At 72.9% G+C, this 17,181-nt stretch carries 16 protein-coding genes and 1 pseudogene; 6 read left to right on the plus strand and 11 right to left on the minus strand.

Annotated elements, in window-relative coordinates; genetic code table 11:
• Nucleotides 1-58 precede the first annotated feature (58 nt).
• Both BMX65_RS19350 and BMX65_RS19355 read left to right on the plus strand, forming a co-directional pair.
• A complete protein-coding gene (locus BMX65_RS19350) occupies nucleotides 59-1,171 on the plus strand; it encodes an NAD(P)H-dependent flavin oxidoreductase (protein WP_239502140.1) in 1,113 nt (370 codons plus the stop codon).
• Nucleotides 1,172-1,377: 206 nt separating this feature from the next.
• Nucleotides 1,378-2,193: a class I SAM-dependent DNA methyltransferase gene (locus BMX65_RS19355; protein WP_075001610.1), complete on the plus strand. Its 816-nt coding sequence runs from the start codon at nucleotides 1,378-1,380 to the stop codon at nucleotides 2,191-2,193.
• A 141-nt stretch (nucleotides 2,194-2,334) separates the two neighbouring features.
• Here BMX65_RS19355 and BMX65_RS19360 read toward each other — a convergent pair whose 3' ends face one another.
• The 5 genes from BMX65_RS19360 to BMX65_RS19380 form a co-directional block, all read right to left on the minus strand.
• Nucleotides 2,335-3,297 (minus strand): zinc-binding dehydrogenase, encoded by a 963-nt coding sequence (locus BMX65_RS19360; RefSeq protein ID WP_075001611.1) that lies wholly within the window; start codon nucleotides 3,295-3,297, stop codon nucleotides 2,335-2,337.
• 127 nt (nucleotides 3,298-3,424) lie between these two features.
• On the minus strand, nucleotides 3,425-4,330 hold the full coding sequence (locus BMX65_RS19365) for a TIGR03620 family F420-dependent LLM class oxidoreductase (RefSeq protein ID WP_075001612.1): 906 nt from the start codon (nucleotides 4,328-4,330) through the stop codon (nucleotides 3,425-3,427).
• Nucleotides 4,331-4,429: 99 nt separating this feature from the next.
• Nucleotides 4,430-5,221 (minus strand): amino acid ABC transporter ATP-binding protein, encoded by a 792-nt coding sequence (locus BMX65_RS19370; protein ID WP_275435216.1) that lies wholly within the window; start codon nucleotides 5,219-5,221, stop codon nucleotides 4,430-4,432.
• Complete coding sequence (locus BMX65_RS19375) at nucleotides 5,218-6,174, minus strand: amino acid ABC transporter permease (RefSeq protein ID WP_019354532.1); 957 nt, start codon at nucleotides 6,172-6,174, stop codon at nucleotides 5,218-5,220. The genes BMX65_RS19370 and BMX65_RS19375 overlap by 4 nt, the downstream gene beginning before the upstream one ends.
• A 66-nt stretch (nucleotides 6,175-6,240) precedes the next feature.
• Nucleotides 6,241-7,197: an ABC transporter substrate-binding protein gene (locus BMX65_RS19380; RefSeq protein WP_177214299.1), complete on the minus strand. Its 957-nt coding sequence runs from the start codon at nucleotides 7,195-7,197 to the stop codon at nucleotides 6,241-6,243.
• Nucleotides 7,198-7,727: 530 nt separating this feature from the next.
• On the opposite strand from BMX65_RS19380, the gene BMX65_RS19385 reads away from it, so the two are divergent.
• On the plus strand, nucleotides 7,728-8,924 hold the full coding sequence (locus BMX65_RS19385) for an NAD(P)-dependent malic enzyme (protein WP_075001613.1): 1,197 nt from the start codon (nucleotides 7,728-7,730) through the stop codon (nucleotides 8,922-8,924).
• A 58-nt stretch (nucleotides 8,925-8,982) separates the two neighbouring features.
• Here the strand turns inward: BMX65_RS19385 and BMX65_RS19390 are convergent, their stop codons facing one another.
• On the minus strand, nucleotides 8,983-9,771 hold the full coding sequence (locus BMX65_RS19390; protein ID WP_075001614.1) for a class I SAM-dependent methyltransferase: 789 nt from the start codon (nucleotides 9,769-9,771) through the stop codon (nucleotides 8,983-8,985).
• A gap of 88 nt (nucleotides 9,772-9,859) precedes the next feature.
• Here BMX65_RS19390 and BMX65_RS19395 point away from each other — a divergent pair, with 88 nt between their 5' ends.
• Nucleotides 9,860-10,537 (plus strand): CGNR zinc finger domain-containing protein, encoded by a 678-nt coding sequence (locus BMX65_RS19395; RefSeq protein ID WP_239502132.1) that lies wholly within the window; start codon nucleotides 9,860-9,862, stop codon nucleotides 10,535-10,537.
• 92 nt (nucleotides 10,538-10,629) lie between these two features.
• On the opposite strand, the pseudogene BMX65_RS19400 reads toward BMX65_RS19395, so the two are convergent.
• A pseudogene (locus BMX65_RS19400) lies at nucleotides 10,630-10,911 on the minus strand (S24 family peptidase); the annotation flags it as partial.
• 162 nt (nucleotides 10,912-11,073) lie between these two features.
• Here BMX65_RS19400 and sodN point away from each other — a divergent pair.
• A complete protein-coding gene (sodN, locus tag BMX65_RS19405) occupies nucleotides 11,074-11,469 on the plus strand; it encodes a superoxide dismutase, Ni (RefSeq protein WP_075001616.1) in 396 nt (131 codons plus the stop codon).
• 178 nt (nucleotides 11,470-11,647) lie between these two features.
• Here the strand turns inward: sodN and BMX65_RS19410 are convergent, their stop codons facing one another.
• Genes BMX65_RS19410 through BMX65_RS19420 form a run of 3 tightly spaced genes read right to left on the minus strand, consistent with a single transcriptional unit; the run spans nucleotide 11,648 to nucleotide 14,639 of the window.
• The gene (locus tag BMX65_RS19410) at nucleotides 11,648-12,844 is read right to left on the minus strand and encodes a cytochrome P450 (RefSeq protein WP_075001617.1); all 1,197 of its coding nucleotides are present in this window, start codon (nucleotides 12,842-12,844) and stop codon (nucleotides 11,648-11,650) included.
• A 2-nt stretch (nucleotides 12,845-12,846) separates the two neighbouring features.
• Complete coding sequence (locus tag BMX65_RS19415) at nucleotides 12,847-13,461, minus strand: cupin domain-containing protein (RefSeq protein ID WP_075001618.1); 615 nt, start codon at nucleotides 13,459-13,461, stop codon at nucleotides 12,847-12,849.
• Nucleotides 13,458-14,639 (minus strand): type III polyketide synthase, encoded by a 1,182-nt coding sequence (locus tag BMX65_RS19420; RefSeq protein WP_075001619.1) that lies wholly within the window; start codon nucleotides 14,637-14,639, stop codon nucleotides 13,458-13,460. Before BMX65_RS19420 ends, BMX65_RS19415 begins: the two co-directional genes overlap by 4 nt.
• Nucleotides 14,640-15,117: 478 nt before the next feature.
• On the opposite strand from BMX65_RS19420, the gene BMX65_RS19425 reads away from it, so the two are divergent.
• Complete coding sequence (locus tag BMX65_RS19425) at nucleotides 15,118-15,891, plus strand: GNAT family N-acetyltransferase (protein ID WP_075001620.1); 774 nt, start codon at nucleotides 15,118-15,120, stop codon at nucleotides 15,889-15,891.
• Between the two features lie 49 nt (nucleotides 15,892-15,940).
• Here BMX65_RS19425 and BMX65_RS19430 read toward each other — a convergent pair whose 3' ends face one another.
• Nucleotides 15,941-17,131 (minus strand): N5-glutamine methyltransferase family protein, encoded by a 1,191-nt coding sequence (locus BMX65_RS19430; RefSeq protein ID WP_075001621.1) that lies wholly within the window; start codon nucleotides 17,129-17,131, stop codon nucleotides 15,941-15,943.
• Nucleotides 17,132-17,181 lie beyond the last annotated feature (50 nt).

Here is a 17,181-nt window from a genome sequence, read left to right on the forward strand (position 1 = left end):
GCCGGAGCCGCCCGCCGCCCGCGCCGCCGCTGCGGACCCGGAACCGGAGTGGGCCCCGCTGCGCACCGCCTTCACCTCGCTGGTCGGAGTGCGCCATCCGCTGGTGCAGACGGGCATGGGCTGGGTCTCCGGACCCCGCCTGGTGACCGCCACGGCCGAGGCCGGGGCGCTGGGGATCCTGGCCTCGGCGACCATGACGCTGCCGCAACTGCGCTCCGCCGTGCGGGAGGTGCGGTCCCGCACGGCGGAACCGTTCGGGGTCAACCTGCGGGCCGACGCGAGCGACGCGGCCGACCGGGTGCGGCTGCTGGTCGACGAGGGGGTGCGGGTCGCCTCGTTCGCACTGGCACCCTCCGAGGAGCTGATCGGCCGGCTCAAGGACGCGGGGGTCGTCGTGCTGCCGTCCGTCGGAGCGGTACGGCACGCGCGGAAGGTCGCCGCCTGGGGTGCGGACGCCGTCCTGGTGCAGGGCGGCGAGGGCGGCGGGCACACCGGACCGGTCGCCACCTCGGTGCTGCTGCCGCAGGTGGTCGACGCGGTGGGCCCCGAGGGCCTCCCCGTCGTCGGGGCGGGCGGCTTCCACGACGGCCGGGGCCTTGCCGCCGCGCTGTGCCACGGCGCGGCGGCGGCCGCCATGGGCACCCGGTTCCTGCTGACGCGCGAGTCGACGGTGCCCGACGCGGTCAAGGCCCGCTACCTCGCGGCACGGGTCGAGGACGTCACCGTCACCACGCGGGTGGACGGCCTGCCGCACCGGATGCTGCGCAGCGAGGTGGTCGCGGCCCTGGAGTCCGGCGGCCGGGCGACCGCGCTGCTGCGTGCACTGCGCCACGCCGCCGCGTTCCGGAAGCACACGGGCCTGTCCTGGGCGTCGATGCTGCGCGAGGGGCGGGCGCTGCGGCACGGCAAGGACCTGACCCTCGGCCAGACACTGCTCGCCGCCAACACGCCCATGCTGCTGCGGGCCGCCATGGTGGAGGGCCGTGCGGACGCCGGAGTGCTGGCCGCGGGCCAGGTCGCCGGGGTGATCGACGACCTGCCGAGTGTCGCGGAGGTGGTGGAGGGCACGGTGGCCCGGGCGGCCGCGCTGCTGCGGGAGCTGGGCGCGCGGGCCGGCGGCCCGCGCCCGGGTGCGGGTGCGGGTCCGTCGGCGCCTGCCGGGCCCGCCTGAGCGGGTACCCGCCGTGTCCGCTGCCCTCCCCCAGGCCGGGTCACCCCTGCGGGTGGCACGGGCCCCGGACGGCGGAGCCCGGCCGTGCGGCGGCGGCCGCAGCCGCCGACACTCGAGGCAGGGCGCTCGCGGTACGAGCGCACCGGAAGCGCCGCTCCGCACCGTCGCCGCCCCCACCGTGCCACCGCCTCGCCGCCGGAGTCCGCATGGCCAGCAGGAAGAATCTCGTCGCCGACCGGGCCGCCCTCGCCCACAAGGCCCGGTACGCGCTGGCGCACCCGCAGCGCGTCCCCGGCCATCTCCGGCGTGCGGGCCGCGACCGGTGGCTGGCGTTCAAGCACCGCGACCATGTCAGCTACTACCGCGCGGTGATGGCCTCCGACACCCGGCGCGACCCGGACGCCGCGGTCGGCAGCCCGACCCGCGAGGGGTGGCTGAAGCTGGGCGAACTGCAGTTCAGCTATCTGCGGCAGCACGGTCTGGCGCCGTCGGCGCGGATGCTGGACATCGGCTGCGGCAATCTGCGCGCGGGCTGGCGCTTCATCGAGCACCTGGAGGCGGGCCACTACTACGGGATCGACATCTCCCCCGACGTGCTGATCGCCGCGAAACGCACGCTCACCGAGCGCAATCTCCAGGCCAAGCTTCCCCATCTGACCCTGACCCAGGATCTGACGCTGGACTTCCTGCCGGACGCGCACTTCGACGTCGTCCACGCGCACAGCGTCTTCTCGCACTCGCCGCTCGACGTCATCGAGGAGTGCTTCGCGCACGTGGGCCGGGTGCTGGCACCGGGCGGATTCTTCGACTTCACCTTCGACCGCACCGTCGGCACCGAGCACCACGTGCTGCGCGAGGACTTCTACTACCGGACCGAGACGCTGACCGGGCTGGCCGCACGGCACGGGCTGCGCGCCCGCTTCATGGACGACTGGGAACTCCTGGGGCACGGCCAGTCCAAGATCCGCGCCACCGCCGGGACCACCCGGACCACCGGGACCGCGCCGCCCCTTCCGGCGTGACCACACCGGTCCGGTCCGTCCGGCGTCCGGCCCCGCGCGTCTCCGGCCCCGCGCGCGCCGCGTGCCCGGCCCGGCGGCACCGGACCGGGCACGCGCGCAGGCCGGGGCGCGGCAGCCCGGCCGACCGTGCGCGGTTGCGGCTCAGACCGTCAGCACGATCTTGCCGAACAGCTCGCCCTCCGCCATCTTCGCGAAGCCCTCCCGGGCCCGGTCGAGCGGGAGGACGGAGTCGATGACGGGCCGGATCCCCTTGGCGGCACAGAAGTTCAGCAGCCCCGCCAGCTCCTCCTTGGTGCCCATCGTGGAGCCCACCACCCGCAGCTCCAGGAAGAAGATCCGGTTCAGCTCGGTCGCGGGCGGGTTCGGACCGCTGGTGGCACCGGAGATGACCAGAGTGCCCCCGGGGCGCAGCGACTTGACCGAGTGCGACCAGGTGGCGGCGCCCACCGTCTCCAGCACCGCGTCCATCTTGTGCGACAGCCGGGTGCCCGCCTCCACCGCCTCCTCGGCGCCGAGCTCCAGGGCCCGCTTGCGCTTGGCCTCGTCCCGGCTGGTGGCGAAGACCCGCAGCCCGGCGGCCGCGCCCAGCACGATGGCGGCGGTGGCCACCCCGCCGCCCGCGCCCTGCACCAGGACCGAGTCCCCCGGACTGACCCCGGCGTTGGTGAACAGCATCCGGTACGCCGTCAGCCAGGCCGTCGGCAGACAGGCCGCCTCCTCGAAGGAGAGCTCCGCCGGCTTGGGCAGCACGTTCCACTGCGGCACGGCCACCCGCTCCGCGAACGTGCCCTGGTAGCGCTCCGTCAGGATGGAGCGGGGCTCGCGCGGGCCGACCCCGTGGCCGGACTGCCCGATGACCGAGTGCAGGACGACCTCGTTGCCGTCGTCGTCGACCCCCGCAGCGTCGCAGCCCAGGATCATCGGCAGCGACTCCTCGCCGATCCCCACGCCCCGCAGCGACCAGAGGTCGTGGTGGTTGAGCGACGCCGCCTTCACCGCCACGGTCATCCATCCCGGAGGCACCTTGGGCTCCGGCCTCTGCCCCAGCTCCAGCCCGCTGAGCGGCTCTTCCTTGTCGATACGAGCGGCGTAAGCAGCAAACATGCCCTGACGCTACGCCGCCTCGCCGACCCACCGACAGACCATCCGGCCCCGGAGCGACCGATCTCACGCCGTCGGCGCACGGCGGCCGGGCCCGGAGCCGCACCGGCCGCCACTCGGTCCCGCGGCCTCAGTCCCGCAGCGGCATCGCCTCGGCCAGTGCGCGCCACTCCTCCCGGGGGAGGTCGGTGCCGGTGGCGGCGGTGACCACCTGGAGGGCGACGTGGTCCGCGCCTGCCGCCAGGAACGAGTCCACCTTCGCGCGTACCGCATCGGCGTCACCGATGGCGAACAGCGCGTCGACGAGCCGGTCGCTGCCGCCGTCGTCGAAGTCGGACTCCGCGAAGCCGAGCCGCAGCAGGCTGTTGCGGTAGTTGGCCAGGGCCAGGTAGCGGGAGAGGTAGTCGCGCGCCGTGGCGTACGCCGCCGCGGGGTCGGCGCCCGGCTGCCGCAGGACCACCTTCAGCTCGGGGGCCAGCAGCGGGTCCGCGCCGAGGATGTCGCGGGCCTCCGCGGTGTGTTCGACGGTGACGAGATAGGGCAGCGCGCCCAGCGACCGCTCGGCGGCCAACTGCAGCATCTTCGGACCGAGCGCCGCCAGCGCACGCCCGGCGGCGGGCACCGGACGCGGCGCGTTGTCGAGCAGGTCGAGGTAGGAGCGCATGGCCGACCGGGGCCGGCCGGCCAGCGGATGGTCCAGCGCGTGCCCGCTGCGCGTCTCCGCGTGGCTGACCCCGAGGCCGAGCAGGAAACGGCCGCCGTACTCGTCCGTCAACTGTGCGTGCCGCGCGGCGACCTCAGGAGCCGCGTGCTCCCAGATGGAGAGGATGCTGGTGCCGACCGTCACCCGCGAGGTGGCGGCCAGCAGCCGCTGCGCCATGTCCGGCGAGGGGCTGCCGCCGATCCAGAGTGCGCCGTACCCCAGCTGGTCGAGTTCGGCGGCGGCCTCTTCGACCAGGGGGCGCCGCGCCGCGTCGTCGGTACGCAGCGCGGAAGCCCAGATGCCGACCCTGCCCAAGGATGCGTGATGTGCCATGGCGGACACAGCATCACACCGCGGGCCCGTATTCCAGGAACCGCGGTCCGTTCCGGCCCGGCGGGGCGGGACGGACCGCGGTTCCTGGCGGGCGGCGGCCTAGAGCACCTTCGAGAGGAAGGACTTGGTGCGCTCGTGCTGCGGGTCGGTCAGGACGTCCCTGGGGTTGCCGGACTCGACGACGACGCCGCCGTCCATGAACACCAGCGAGTCGCCGACCTCCCGCGCGAAGCCCATCTCGTGGGTGACGACCACCATCGTCATCCCGTCCTGGGCCAGCGCCTTCATGACGTCCAGCACCTCGCCCACCAGCTCCGGGTCGAGTGCGGAGGTCGGCTCGTCGAAGAGCATCAGCTTGGGGTCCATGGCCAGTGCCCGCGCGATGGCGACGCGCTGCTGCTGGCCGCCGGAAAGCTGCGCGGGGAACGAGTCGATCTTGTCGGCCAGCCCCACCCGGTCCAGCAGTTCCGCGGCCCGCTTGCGCGCCTCGGCCCGCGGGGTCCGCTTGACCTGGACGGGTGCCTCCATCACGTTCTCCACCGCGGTCATGTGCGGGAAGAGGTTGAAGCGCTGGAAGACCATCCCGATGTCGCGCCGCTGGGCCGCCACCTCGCGGTCCCGCAGTTCGTAGAGCTTGCCGCCCTTCTCGCGGTACCCGACGAGCGTGCCGTCGACGTACAGCCGGCCGGCGTTGATCTTCTCCAGGTGGTTGATGCACCGCAGGAAGGTGGACTTGCCGGACCCGGACGGACCGACGATGCAGAACACCTCGCCGGTCTTCACCTCCAGGTCGATGCCCTTGAGGACCTCGACGTGGCCGAACGACTTGCAGACGCGCTCGGCCCTGACCATCGGGCCGCCGCTCTCCGTCTTCTTGACCGACGTGCTCATGCGCCCTGCGCCCCCGATCCGGTACCGCGCCCGAAGGCGAAGACGTTCTTGCGTACGCGCTGCCACGGAGTCTCGGGCAGCTGGCGCAGGGAGCCGCGCGCGTAGCGCCGCTCCAGGTAGTACTGGCCCACACTGAAGATGCTGGTGATGACCAGGTACCAGATGGTCGCGACCAGCAGCATCTCCACGACGGCGCTGGAGTTGTTGCCGATGTTCTGCGCCTTGCGCAGCAGTTCCTCGTACATCACGACCGAACAGAGCGAGGAGGTCTTCAGCAGGTTGATGAACTCGTTGCCGGTGGGCGGCACGATCACCCGCATCGCCTGCGGGAGCACGATGCGCCGCATGTTCTGGCCCTGGGTCATTCCCAGCGCCTGGGACGCCTCGGTCTGGCCCTCGTCCACCGACTGGATGCCCGCCCGGCAGATCTCCGCCATGTAGGCGGCCTCGTTCAGCCCCAGGCCGAGGAGCGCCGCCATGAACGGGGTCATGACGTCGGTCATCTCGTCCTTGTAGAGCGGCATCAGGTTCAGCACCGGGAAGATCAGAGCCAGGTTGAACCAGAGCAGCAGCTGCACGTAGACGGGCGTGCCGCGGAAGAACCAGATGTAGCCCCAGGCGACGGAGGAGGTCACCGGGTTCTTCGACATCCGCATGACGGCCAGGACGATTCCCAGTACCAGCCCCATGAGCATCGAGAGCACGCTGACGACCAGCGTGTTCCGGACGCCCTCGAGGATCTGGTCGTTGAAGAAGAAGTCCCCCACCGCCTGCCAGCGCAGCCCCTCAGCGGTGGCGAAGGCGCGGATCAGCAGCGCCAGCAGCGCGAGGACCACGACGGCGGAGACGTACCGCCCGTAGTGCCGTACGGGGATGGCCTTGATGGCCTCCGGTGCGTCCTTCGACGGAGGTGCCCCGCCGGAGGGGATCTTGTCGGTGGTGGGTGGTGTCACGGGGGCTTGCCTCTCAGCGTCCTGGACGTCCTGCGGAGTGGGTCTGGTGCGTCGTCGCCGCGCGGCTCAGGAGCCGCCGTTGATCGCGGCCTTCTCGACGCCGCCGTCCTCGACGCCCCACTTCTCCAGGGCCTTCTTGTACGAGCCGTCCTCGATGATCGCGTCCATCGCGGCCCGGAGGGCGTCGCGGAGCTTCTTGTTGTCCTTGGCGACGGCCATGCCGTAGGGGGCGGACTGCATCTGGTCGCCGACGACCTCGAAGTCCGAGCCGGACTTGGCCGCGTTGGCGGCGACCGGGAAGTCCGAGATGTCGGCGACGACACCACCGGCCTTCAGCCGCACCCGGGCCTCGTCGTCGGTGTTGTACGCCTCGATGCCGATCTTCTTCTCGCCGTCCTCGACGCACTTCTTGGTCTGCGTCTTGAGGATCTCGTGCGAGGTGGTGCCGCGCTGGGTGGCGACCTTCTTGCCGCACATCTGGTCGACCGACTCGATCTTGTCCGGGTTGCCCTTCTTGACCAGGATCGAGGAGCCCGCGGAGAGGTAGTCGACGAAGTCGACGCCCTTGCCGGCCTTCTTCCCCTTGTCGTCCAGGCCCTCCTGGCGGTCCTTGGTGTCCGTCATCGACGACATGATCATGTCGAAGCGGCCGGTCTGCATGGAGGTGATCAGGCCGTCGAAGGTGCCGTTGGAGAACTCGAAGCGGACCCCCAGCTTCTCCCCCATGGCCTTGGCGAGGTCGGGGTCCAGGCCGACGATGTCGGCCCCCTCCTTGAACTCCATCGGCTTGTACGCGGCGTCGGTGCCGACCTTGATGACACCGGCGTTGCGGATCTTGTCGGGCAGCTTCGAGCTCAGCTCGGCCTTCTCGCCGGAGCTGCCGCCCTCGGCGCCCTCGGTCTGGTCGCCGCAGCCGGTCAGCAGCAGGGCGCCGCCGGTGACGAGGGCGACCGGGATGATCCCGGCGCGTCGAGCGGCCGTGCGTGCGGCCCGGCCGGCGGTCATGCGCCTGCTAGCGGTCATGAGCGGGTCCTCCTGCGGTGAGGGAGCAGCCGTGGGGTCGGGCACACACCTTCGGATGTCGCGACCGTGTCCGACGGATGAACGGATGAACGATGGGGGGCATCTTGCCATCCGGACAAGCGGCAGCAGGGCGCCTCCGAGGTCAAAATCGGATAACGGATACAGGACTCCGGATACAGGGCGGCGGGATCGGCCGTAAAGGGGGTCACGGGCCGGAGTGCGGTCTCTCACACCCCCCAGTCGTCTCACCCTGCGGACTTCAAGTCGGAGTCGAGGCGCTTTGTCCCGCATTCCGCCAGCTTGGACACCGGTGCGGCCGGAAGTAGGTCGTCCCCGGCGGCGGGTGTCGGGTAGAAAGGTCGATTACACCCCTCACCCGGGGACCAGGGCGCGTGTGCGGCGCGCCCGGCGTCCGTACCTCCCTCCGGGCAGCGGCAGGCCGCTCGCCCGGGAAGCGGACGCGGTGCCCGCCCGTTCCTCACCGCAGGGAGCGGTCACCCTCACCAGATTCGACTAAGGGGTTCAACACAGTGGCAGCGGAGATCGTCAATCAGAAGGACGGGCTGGAGCCGGACGTGATCGATCCGGCGTTCGCCCTGCACCGGGGCGGCAAGATGGCCGTTCAGGCGACCGTGCCCGTGCGGGACGCGGACGACCTGTCCCTGGCCTACACGCCGGGCGTCGCCAAGGTCTGCAGCGCCATCGCGGAGCAGCCCGAGCTCGTCGACGACTACACCTGGAAGTCCCAGGTCGTCGCGGTGGTGACCGACGGCAGCGCGGTGCTCGGGCTGGGCGACATCGGCCCCGGCGCCTCGCTCCCGGTCATGGAGGGCAAGGCCATCCTCTTCAAGCAGTTCGGCGGCGTCGACGCGGTGCCGCTCGCGCTGGACACCCAGGACACGGACGAGATCGTGGCCACGGTCCAGCGGCTGGCGCCCTCGTTCGGCGGGGTCAACCTCGAGGACATCTCGGCACCCCGGTGCTTCGAGATCGAGGCCCGCCTCAAGGAGAAGCTGGACATCCCGGTCTTCCACGACGACCAGCACGGCACGGCCATCGTCACGCTGGCCGCGCTGCGCAACGCGGCGAAGCTGAGCGACCGCGCGCTGGGCTCGCTGCGCGCCGTCATCTCCGGCGCGGGCGCCGCCGGGGTGGCCATCGCGAAGATCCTGGTGGAGGCCGGCATCGGAGACGTGGCGGTCTGCGACCGCAAGGGCGTCGTCTCCCGCGACCGCGGCGACCTGACCCAGGTCAAGCGGGACCTGGCGGGCTTCACCAACAAGGGGAACCGCACCGGTTCCCTGGAGTCGGTGCTCGAGGGCGCCGACGTGTTCATCGGCGTGAGCGGCGGCACGGTCCCCGAGGAGGCCGTCGCGCGGATGGCCGAGGACGCCTTCGTCTTCGCCATGGCCAACCCGAACCCGGAGATCCACCCCGACGTGGCGCGCAAGTACGCGTCCGTCGTGGCCACCGGGCGCAGCGACTACCCGAACCAGATCAACAACGTGCTGGCGTTCCCGGGCGTCTTCGCCGGAGCCCTGCAGGTGCGTGCCACGGACATCACCGAGGGCATGAAGCTGGCCGCCGCCGAAGCGCTGGCCGCCGTGGTGGCCGACGAACTGAGCGCGGACCGGGTGATCCCCTCGCCCTTCGACGAGCGCGTCGCCCCGGCCGTGACCTCGGCGGTCGCGGCGGCGGCCCGCGCGGAGGGCGTCGCCCGCCGCTGAGCCCCGCACAGGCCGCCCGCCCCCGTCGTGGCGCGGGGGCGGGCGGGGCAGGGGCCGCTCAGCGCAGTCCGAGGACCATGGCGTCGGCGGGCGAGGACCACACCGCGCGGGCCTCGCCGAACCCGGCTCCGTACAGGGCGGCCGCGTGCCACTCCGCGCTCTGGAACTCCTCGTCGTTGTGGTCGCTGTGCTGCACCTCGGCGGGGTTCCCGAACAGGGCGAACCGCTCGGCGGCGACCGCGCCCAGTTCCGGGTCCCGCCCCAGCGCGCGCCACCACCCCTTCCAGTCCTGCGCCCCTTCCGCGGACCGCCGCGCGCGCCGCTCCTCGTCGAAGACGTGCACCGCGGCGTTGATGCGCGGGGTCGACTCGTCCGGCATGTGGTCGGCGTTCAGGAACACCCCGCCCTCCCGCACCAGGCCCGCGAGCTGCCGGTAGAGCGCGCGCAGCGGCTCGGTGCGCATCCAGTGCAGGGCCGTGGCCGTCAGGATCGCGTCGTAGCGGCCCTCCGGCAGCGCGGTCGGCCAGTCCGGGTCGCTCAGGTCCGCAGAGACGAAGCACGCCCGCCCGTCCCCCTCGAAGGTGCCGTGCGCGATGGCCAGCAGCGCGGGGTCCCGGTCGACGCCGACCGTGCTCGCACCCGGCATCCGCCGCAGCACGCGGTCCGAGATACTGCCCGTACCGCAGGCGAGGTCGAGCACCCGGGGTTCGGGGCCCACCAGGGCCTCGGTCATGTCGAGCATGACCCGGAACCGCTCCTCGCGGTCGGGCAGGTACCACTCCTGCTGCCGGTCCCAACTCTCCTGCCAGCGCAGCCAGTCTGCAGCGCTCCGTGCGTGGGTCGCCATACCCGTCCTCCGCCGTAATACGCTCTTAGTGGTTTCAGCTATTACTCAGCTATTACTGACGATAGACCGCCCGCCGTAAGGACCACAAGTGGAACTGAACTATTACTCGGATCTGGCCGTACGACTGGTGAACAGCGAGCAGCCCGAGCGCGGGGAAGACACCCTCACCTCCGTCGACGCCGTGCTCGAACTCTTCGGGTCGCACGGGACCATGGCGCGCCGCGTGACGGAGGCGGACGTCAGCCGGCTCCGCGCCGTACGCACCCGGCTGCGTGCCGTCTTCGCCGCGGCCGCCGAAGGCGACGAGGTCCGCGCGGTCGACCTGCTGAACGCCCTGCTGATGGAGTTCCCCACGAGTCCGCAGATCTCCGGACACGGGGACCTGGACGACGAGGGCCGGCCCCGCTGGCACATGCACCTGGCCGAGCAGCCCGCCAACGCCACCGCCGCCTACGCGGCGACAGCCTGCATGGGGCTCGCCTTCCACCTCACCGACCTGGGCGTGGACCGGCTGGGCATCTGCCAGGCCACCCCCTGCCGCAACGCCTACCTGGACACCTCCACCAACCGCTCCCGCCGCTACTGCTCCGACCGCTGCGCGACCCGCGCCAACGTGGCGGCCTACCGGGCCCGCAAACGCCTGGAGAGCAACCCGGCCGCCCTCGAGGGCGCCCCGGACCCCGCGGGCGGACGCGGCCGCAGCGGACCGACCAGCGGGCGCACGGCGGAGGATGCCCAGCGCACCGCGGACCCCGGCGAGCGCTGAGCCCCGCGCGGCGGGCGCAGCCGCAGCCAGGCCCGGGCCACGACCAGGTCGTCGGGGACCGCGCCGAACTCCCGGCTGTCGTTCTTCACCCGGGGGTTGTCACCGCGCACCCACCACCCGCCGGGACGCCGCTCGACCGCGCGCTTGACGATGAGCAGGTCGTGCTGGAACGGGTGACGCAGCACCACGACGTCCCCCGGCCGCACCGCGGCCCCGTAGCCGACGACCAACTGGTCCCCGGGCAGCAGGGTCGGCCGCATCGACGGGTTGTAGACCTCGGCCAGTCCGATCCGCTTCAGCAGCCCCTCGTGCCGATCCCCCTCCCGGCGCTCCGCCCCGTGGCTCGGCCCGCGCTGCGGCGTACGCTCCGGCATATTCCCGCCTCCGGTCCCAAGGCCGCCTCCGGCCCGATCACTCCAGCAGATCCAGTCCGTCACCGGACTTTTGTCCTAGGCCCGTGGGGGCACACGCGAAAAGACTTCCCACACGGAGTAATCTCGCACGTGAGAAGACGATCACGAGGAAGGACGGCTTTTATGCTCTCCCGACTGTTCGCCCCCAAGGTGCAGGTCAGCGCCCATTGTGACCTGCCCTGCGGTGTCTACGACCCGGCACAGGCCCGGATCGAGGCCGAATCCGTGAAGGCCGTTCAGGAGAAGTACCAGGCCAACGACGACCCGCACTTCCGGGCCCGGGCCACCGTCATCAAGGAGGAGCGCGCGGAACTCGCCAAGCACCACGTCTCGGTGCTGTGGAGCGACTACTTCAAGCCGCCGCACTTCGAGAAGTACCCGCAGCTCCACCAGCTGGTGAACGACACCCTCAAGGCGCTCAGCGCGGCCAAGGGCTCCACCGACCCGGCCACCGGGCAGAAGGCGCTGGAGCTCATCGCCGAGATCGACAAGATCTTCTGGGAGACCAAGCAGGGCTGACCCGGCCCGCAGGTCACCTTTCCGTGGGTACGAACGGCCGCACCCGGTCCGCGGGACTCCGACCGAGTCCTGTCCGGACCGGGTGCGGCCGTTTCCCGTCCGGCCGCCGGACGGGAGGCCCGGCAGCGGGCCTGCCGCGCGGGCACCTGCCCCCGGCCCGCACCGGCCGCCGCCGGGCTCACCAGGTGACCGGAAGTCCGACCGGCCCTCTGATCAGCACGCTGCCCTGCCAGCGGACTTCCTCGGCGGGCACGGCCGACCGCAGCCCCGGGAGCCGGCGCAGCAGGGCCGACAGCAACTCCTCCGCCTCCATCCGGGCCAGCAGCGGTGCCACGCAGTGGTGCGGCCCGTGCCCGAAGGCCAGATGCGGAGGGCCCTGGCGGTCGATGTCGACCGCGTCCGGGTCGGGGAACCGGCGCGGGTCGCGGCCCGCCGCCACGTAGGACACCTGCACCACCTCGCCGCGGCGGACCAGCACACCGCCCACCTCGACGTCCTCGGTGGCGATCCTGGGCTGCCCCACCCCGTGCTTGTGCGGGATCCAGCGCAGCAGCTCCTCGACGGCGCGCGGCACGGACTCCGGTTCGGCGCGCAGCCGTTCGCGCAGCTCGGGCCGGGTCAGCAGCAGGTAGACCATGTTGGAGACGTTGTTGCGCACCGCGTGCCACCCGTTGAGCCCGATCAGGGTGGCCAGCGCGAGCAGTTCCTCCTCGTCGATGCGACCGGCGTCCACCGCCTCCACCATCCGCGTCATCAGGTCACCGGCCGGCCGGGACCGGCGCAGCTCCGCCAGTTCCCGGAAGTACTGCCGGGCCGCCGCCTTCACCTGCTGGGCACGTGCGGCCGCCGCGTCGTCCGAGGCGCGGGTCAGCAGCGTCCAGGCCCAGTCGCGCACCCGCGTGCGGTCCTCGGGCGGTACTCCCAGCAGCTCTCCCACCACGGCCAGCGGAAGGGGCGAGACCACGTACCGCACCACGTCGGCCGGGGGTCCGGCCGCCAGCATCTCGTCCACCAGCGCCGCCACGAGCGCCCGGACCCGGGGCCGGAGGCGCTCCACCGCGGCGCTGCCGAAGACCGGAGCCACCACGGAGCGCACCCGCGCGTGCTCGGGCGGGTCGACGAAGCTGACGGCGCGGTCGAGCGGGATCAGATGCCTGGTCATACGGGGGGTGGGGCGGCCGACGATGTCCCGGCTGAACCGGGGGTCCGAGGTGACGAAGCGGACGTCGTCGTACCGCGTGACCAGCCAGCAGTCCCCCTCGCCGTGCGGCAGCCGGATGCGGGACGGCGGGCTCTGCAGCGCCGCCCGCAGGAACGGGTCGAACTCCAGCTCCGGCGGATCGGCCGGGACGTCGTAGAGCGGGCACTCCGTCATGGTCAACCCTCCTCGGTCCGGTGCGGGGCCTCCTTCGGCGCCGGTCCCGGGGGCGGGCCGTGCCGGAGCGGGGTGAGCTGCTCGATGTCGTAGCGGGCCCGCAACTCGGCGACGGCCGCCTCGTCCGGCGGACCGTCCGCGGCCAGGATGTCCAGCAGTTCGTCGAAGTAGCGCTCGTGGTCCGGGGGCGGTGCCGCCTGGAAGAACATCCGCGCCGGGGAACCGGTCCGATTGGCGAACGCGTGCGGGCAGCCCGGCGGCACCAGCACGGTGGTGCCCGCGGTGGCGCGCACGGGACGGTCCCCGGCGGCCGACTCCCACTCCCGCCAGCCGTCCCGGGTGCGCACCCGGGGTTCGAAGGCGAGCAGCTCCAGCTCGCCCTCCAGCACGTAGAAGAGTTCCTCGCTGCGGGTGTGCACATGGGCGCCCACGTCGAAGCCGGGTGGTACGACGACCTCGAAACTGGAGGCGGCCCGGGAGTGCTGCCCGGTCACCTTGAAGGTCACCTGCTGGGCGGCGGTGCGCAGGGTGCGGCCCTGACCCGGCGGCACGACCAGGCCGCTGGGCGGCCCGGGTCGGCGCTCCGGTCGGGGCTCCGCTGTTCCGGTACGGGTCATGACGGGCTCACTGCTCCTTCCGGTGGGTTCTCCGGGCGGGGGCCGGGGGGCCTCTCCGTCCCGGCGGGCGGCGGGACGTGCCGGGTTCCGGGGCGGTGCCGGACGGCGTCCGCCGGGTCGTCCGGTGCGTCGGCGCTCCCCCAACGGCCCAGTGCCATCTCCGCGGTGATGCCGGGGCCGAACCCGGCCAACAGCCCCCGCGCCCCGTCGCCGGGCCCGCCCTCGTCGAACAGCCTGCGGAGGGCGTCCAGGACGACGACGCTGGCGGTGTTGCCGTACTCCGTCAGCGTGGCCCGGCTGAACCGGAAGGCGTGCTGCGGCACGTCGAGGTACTTGCCCAGGTCGAGCAGGATCCGCGGGCCGCCCGCGTGCACGATGTAGAAGTCCAGTGCGGAGGCGTCCCAACCGTGCCCTGCCGCGAGCTCGCACAGCGCGGGCGCCAGCGGCCCCATGGTCGAGGGCACCCGCTTGTCCAGCAGGAAGTGGAAGCCCGTGGAGCGCACGTCGTAGGAGATCCACCCCTCGGTGTGCGGGATCAGGTACGAGCCGTTGCGCAGCAGCCGGATGCCCGTTCCGCCCGAGCCGCGGACCACGGCGGCCGCCACCCCGTCCCCGAACAGGCCGTCGGACAGCAGCGAGCCGACGCCGACATCGGTGGGCTGGTAGCACAGGGAGCAGAACTCGCACGCGACGATCAGCGCGTTGGCCTCGGGGTAGGCCGTGCAGAAGTCCTGTGCCCGGTTGATCGCCGCTCCGCCGCCCGCGCAGCCCAACTGCGCGATGGGCAGTTGGCGGGTCGTGGAGCGGAATCCCAGCGTGTTGATCAGCCAGGCCGTCAGCGAGGGCATCATGAAGCCGGTGCAGGAGACGTAGACGATGAGGTCGATCTGCTCGGCCTCCAGTTCGGCGGCGGCCAGCGCCCGGCCGACGACGCGCGGCACCCGGGCCTTGGCCTCCGCCTCGTACACCGAGTTCCGCTCCCCGAAGCCGGGGTGCCGGAGGGTCAGCTCCAGGGGCTGGACGAGGTGTCTGGTCCGGACGCCGGTGTTCTCGATCAGCCGCAGCACGAGTGGAAGCTGAGGATGTTCCGCGTGCTGGGAACGCGCCAGTGCGAGCGTGTCCGCCAACGTGATCACGTGTGGCGGGACCTGTACAGCAGGTCGGCACAGAGTCGCCATGACAGGCACAACGAGGGGCCGACTCGACATGATACTCCACTATAGGGTGGGAAACCAACCCCAACCACCGCCATAGTAGCCAACTGCCCCATAAGGGACATGCGTTGCTCACCCCGGTCGGCCCGGCCCCCGGAACACCGTCGTCCGGGCCCTGCGCCGGACGACGGTGTTCCGGGGGCCCGACCCCGCGCCGAACGAGACGTCACCGCACGGACGTCGCCGACGCCGACAGGCCGACTCGTCGCCGTTCGCCCGACGTCGCACGGGAAGCGGTCCGGAAAGAGGAGGATGGCAGCCCCGGGCGGCATGGCCGCCGGGGGCGCACCCGCGGGGGCTCGGACGGCGAGCCCCCGCGCTGCGGGCCCCGCCGCCGCGTCTGCCGGCGACGGGCCGAACGGCCCGGGGCACACCGGTGCGGACCGCCCGCACCGCACAAATCCGTGGCCCACGCGCCGCCGCCTGTGGAAACGTCCGGCCCATGACCCTCCGCAGCACCGACACCGTCGAGATCACCCGCCTCGCCGACCGTCCGGACCTGACCGGCAGGCTCTACGAGATCTCCGACGACTGGCCCGCCTTCGTCGCCCACGACCTGGTCGCCGGCACGCTGCTGCCGCAGGTCCCGGAGGACTTCCCGGAGTACTGCGTCGTCGCCACGGACGGGGACCGCGTCGTCGCGCGCGGGTACAGCGTGCCCTTCGACGCCGACTCGGCCGGCCGCGAGGAGACCCCCGACCAGGGGTGGGACCGGGTGCTGACGTGGGCCTGCACCGACCGGCGGCGCGGCCGTCCGACCACGGCGGTGAGCGCGCTGGAGATCACCGTCGACCCGGCGTACCGGGGCCGCGGGCTCTCCTCCCGGATGCTGGACGGGCTGCGTACGGCGGCGCACCGGCAGGGGCACCCGGAGATGGTGGCCCCGGTGCGCCCGACGGCCAAGCAGCAGCGGCCGGACCTGCCGATGGCCGACCACATGAGCGAACTGCGCGCCGACGGTCTGCCCGCCGACCCGTGGCTGCGCGTCCACGTCCGCGCGGGCGGCACCGTGGAGAAGGTCGCGCCCGCCTCCATGACGGTGAGCGCGCCCCTCGCCCGGTGGCGGGAGTGGACCGGGCTGCCGTTCGACCGCGCGGGAGAGGTACGGGTGCCGGGTGCGCTGGCGCCGGTGCACTGCGATCCGGTGCGGGGGCACGCCGTCTACGTCGAGCCCAACGTCTGGGTCCGGCACCGTGCCACGGAGCGGACAGGCTGACCCGCGGCCGAGGCGCACCGGCCGCTGCCCGTGCGGCCCGTGCGGCGACTCAGCCGGCCGCCGGACGCAGCCGCCACAGCCGCGTCGTCTCGGCCGCCCTGGCCGCGTGCAGGGGCGCCTCCGGATCCTCCGCCCTGCCGTGCCGGGGCCGGGCGTCGAGGTGGCCGGCCACCTCCAGTCCGGCCTCGGCGATCCAGTCCAGCAACTGCTCGCGGGGGCGCAGGCCGAGGTGCTCGGCGAGGTCGGAGAGGATCAGCCAGCCCTCGCCGCCGGGGGCGAGCCGTCCGGCCACCCCCGCGAGGAAGCCCCGCAGCATGCGGCTGTCGGGGTCGTAGACCGCCTGCTCCAGTACCGAGGTCGGCTTGGCGGGCAGCCACGGCGGATTGCAGACGACGAGGTCCGCGCGTCCGGCATCCCGGGGTGGGAACAGGTCGGACCGTACGACCTCGACCGCCTCCGCCACGCCGAGCCGCGCGGCGTTCTCGCGCGCGCACTCCACCGCCCGCTCGCCCAGATCGGTGGCGATCACCCGGCCCACACCGCGCCGGGCCAGCACCGCGGCCAGCACACCCGTCCCGGTGCCGACGTCGAAGGCCAGCAGTCCGGCAGCCGGCCGGTCCGGCAGCGGAGCCTGTGCGACCAGGTCGACGTACTCGCCGCGCACCGGTGAGAAGACCCCGTGGTAGGGGTGGATCCGGTCGCCGCCCAGCGCGTCGACGGGCACCCCGTTGCGCCACCACTCGTACGCGCCGAGCACGCCCTGCAGTTCGCGCAGGGAGACCAGCGCCAGGTCGCCCACGGCGCCACCGGGCGTGCCGTAGGCGGCCACACAGGCGGGGCCCACCTCCGGCGCGCGGCGCAGCGGTACGGCGTAGGAGCCGCCGGGTGCGGTCTCCAGCGGGACCAGCAGCATGCCGAGGATCCGGGCACGGCGGGAGCGGGCCTGCCGGTGGAGGTGGAAGCTTTCCAGGGGCGTGGCCCCCGGTTTGGGCTGCTTGCGGTCCACCCGGCGGCCGAGCGCCGCCAGCAGTTGCCGGGCACCGTGGTAGTCGCCGCGCCACAGCAGCGCGGTCCCCTCGCAGACCAGCTTGTAGGCGAGGTCGGCGGCCATCCGGTCGTCGGCGACGGCGACCCGCCGCGGCGGCCGGGCACCGCTCTCCGACCGCCACGCGGCGGTCCGCTCCCGGCCTCCCTCGTCCCACCGGACGGTGCCGTCACCGGCGTCTGGCTGTGCGTTCACCGGACAACCGTAACCGCGCCCGCCGGCGCCCCTTCCGCCGCGGCCGGGCA

It is taken from the genome of Streptomyces qinglanensis (assembly GCF_900111245.1).
GTDB classification, from domain to species: domain Bacteria; phylum Actinomycetota; class Actinomycetes; order Streptomycetales; family Streptomycetaceae; genus Streptomyces; species Streptomyces qinglanensis.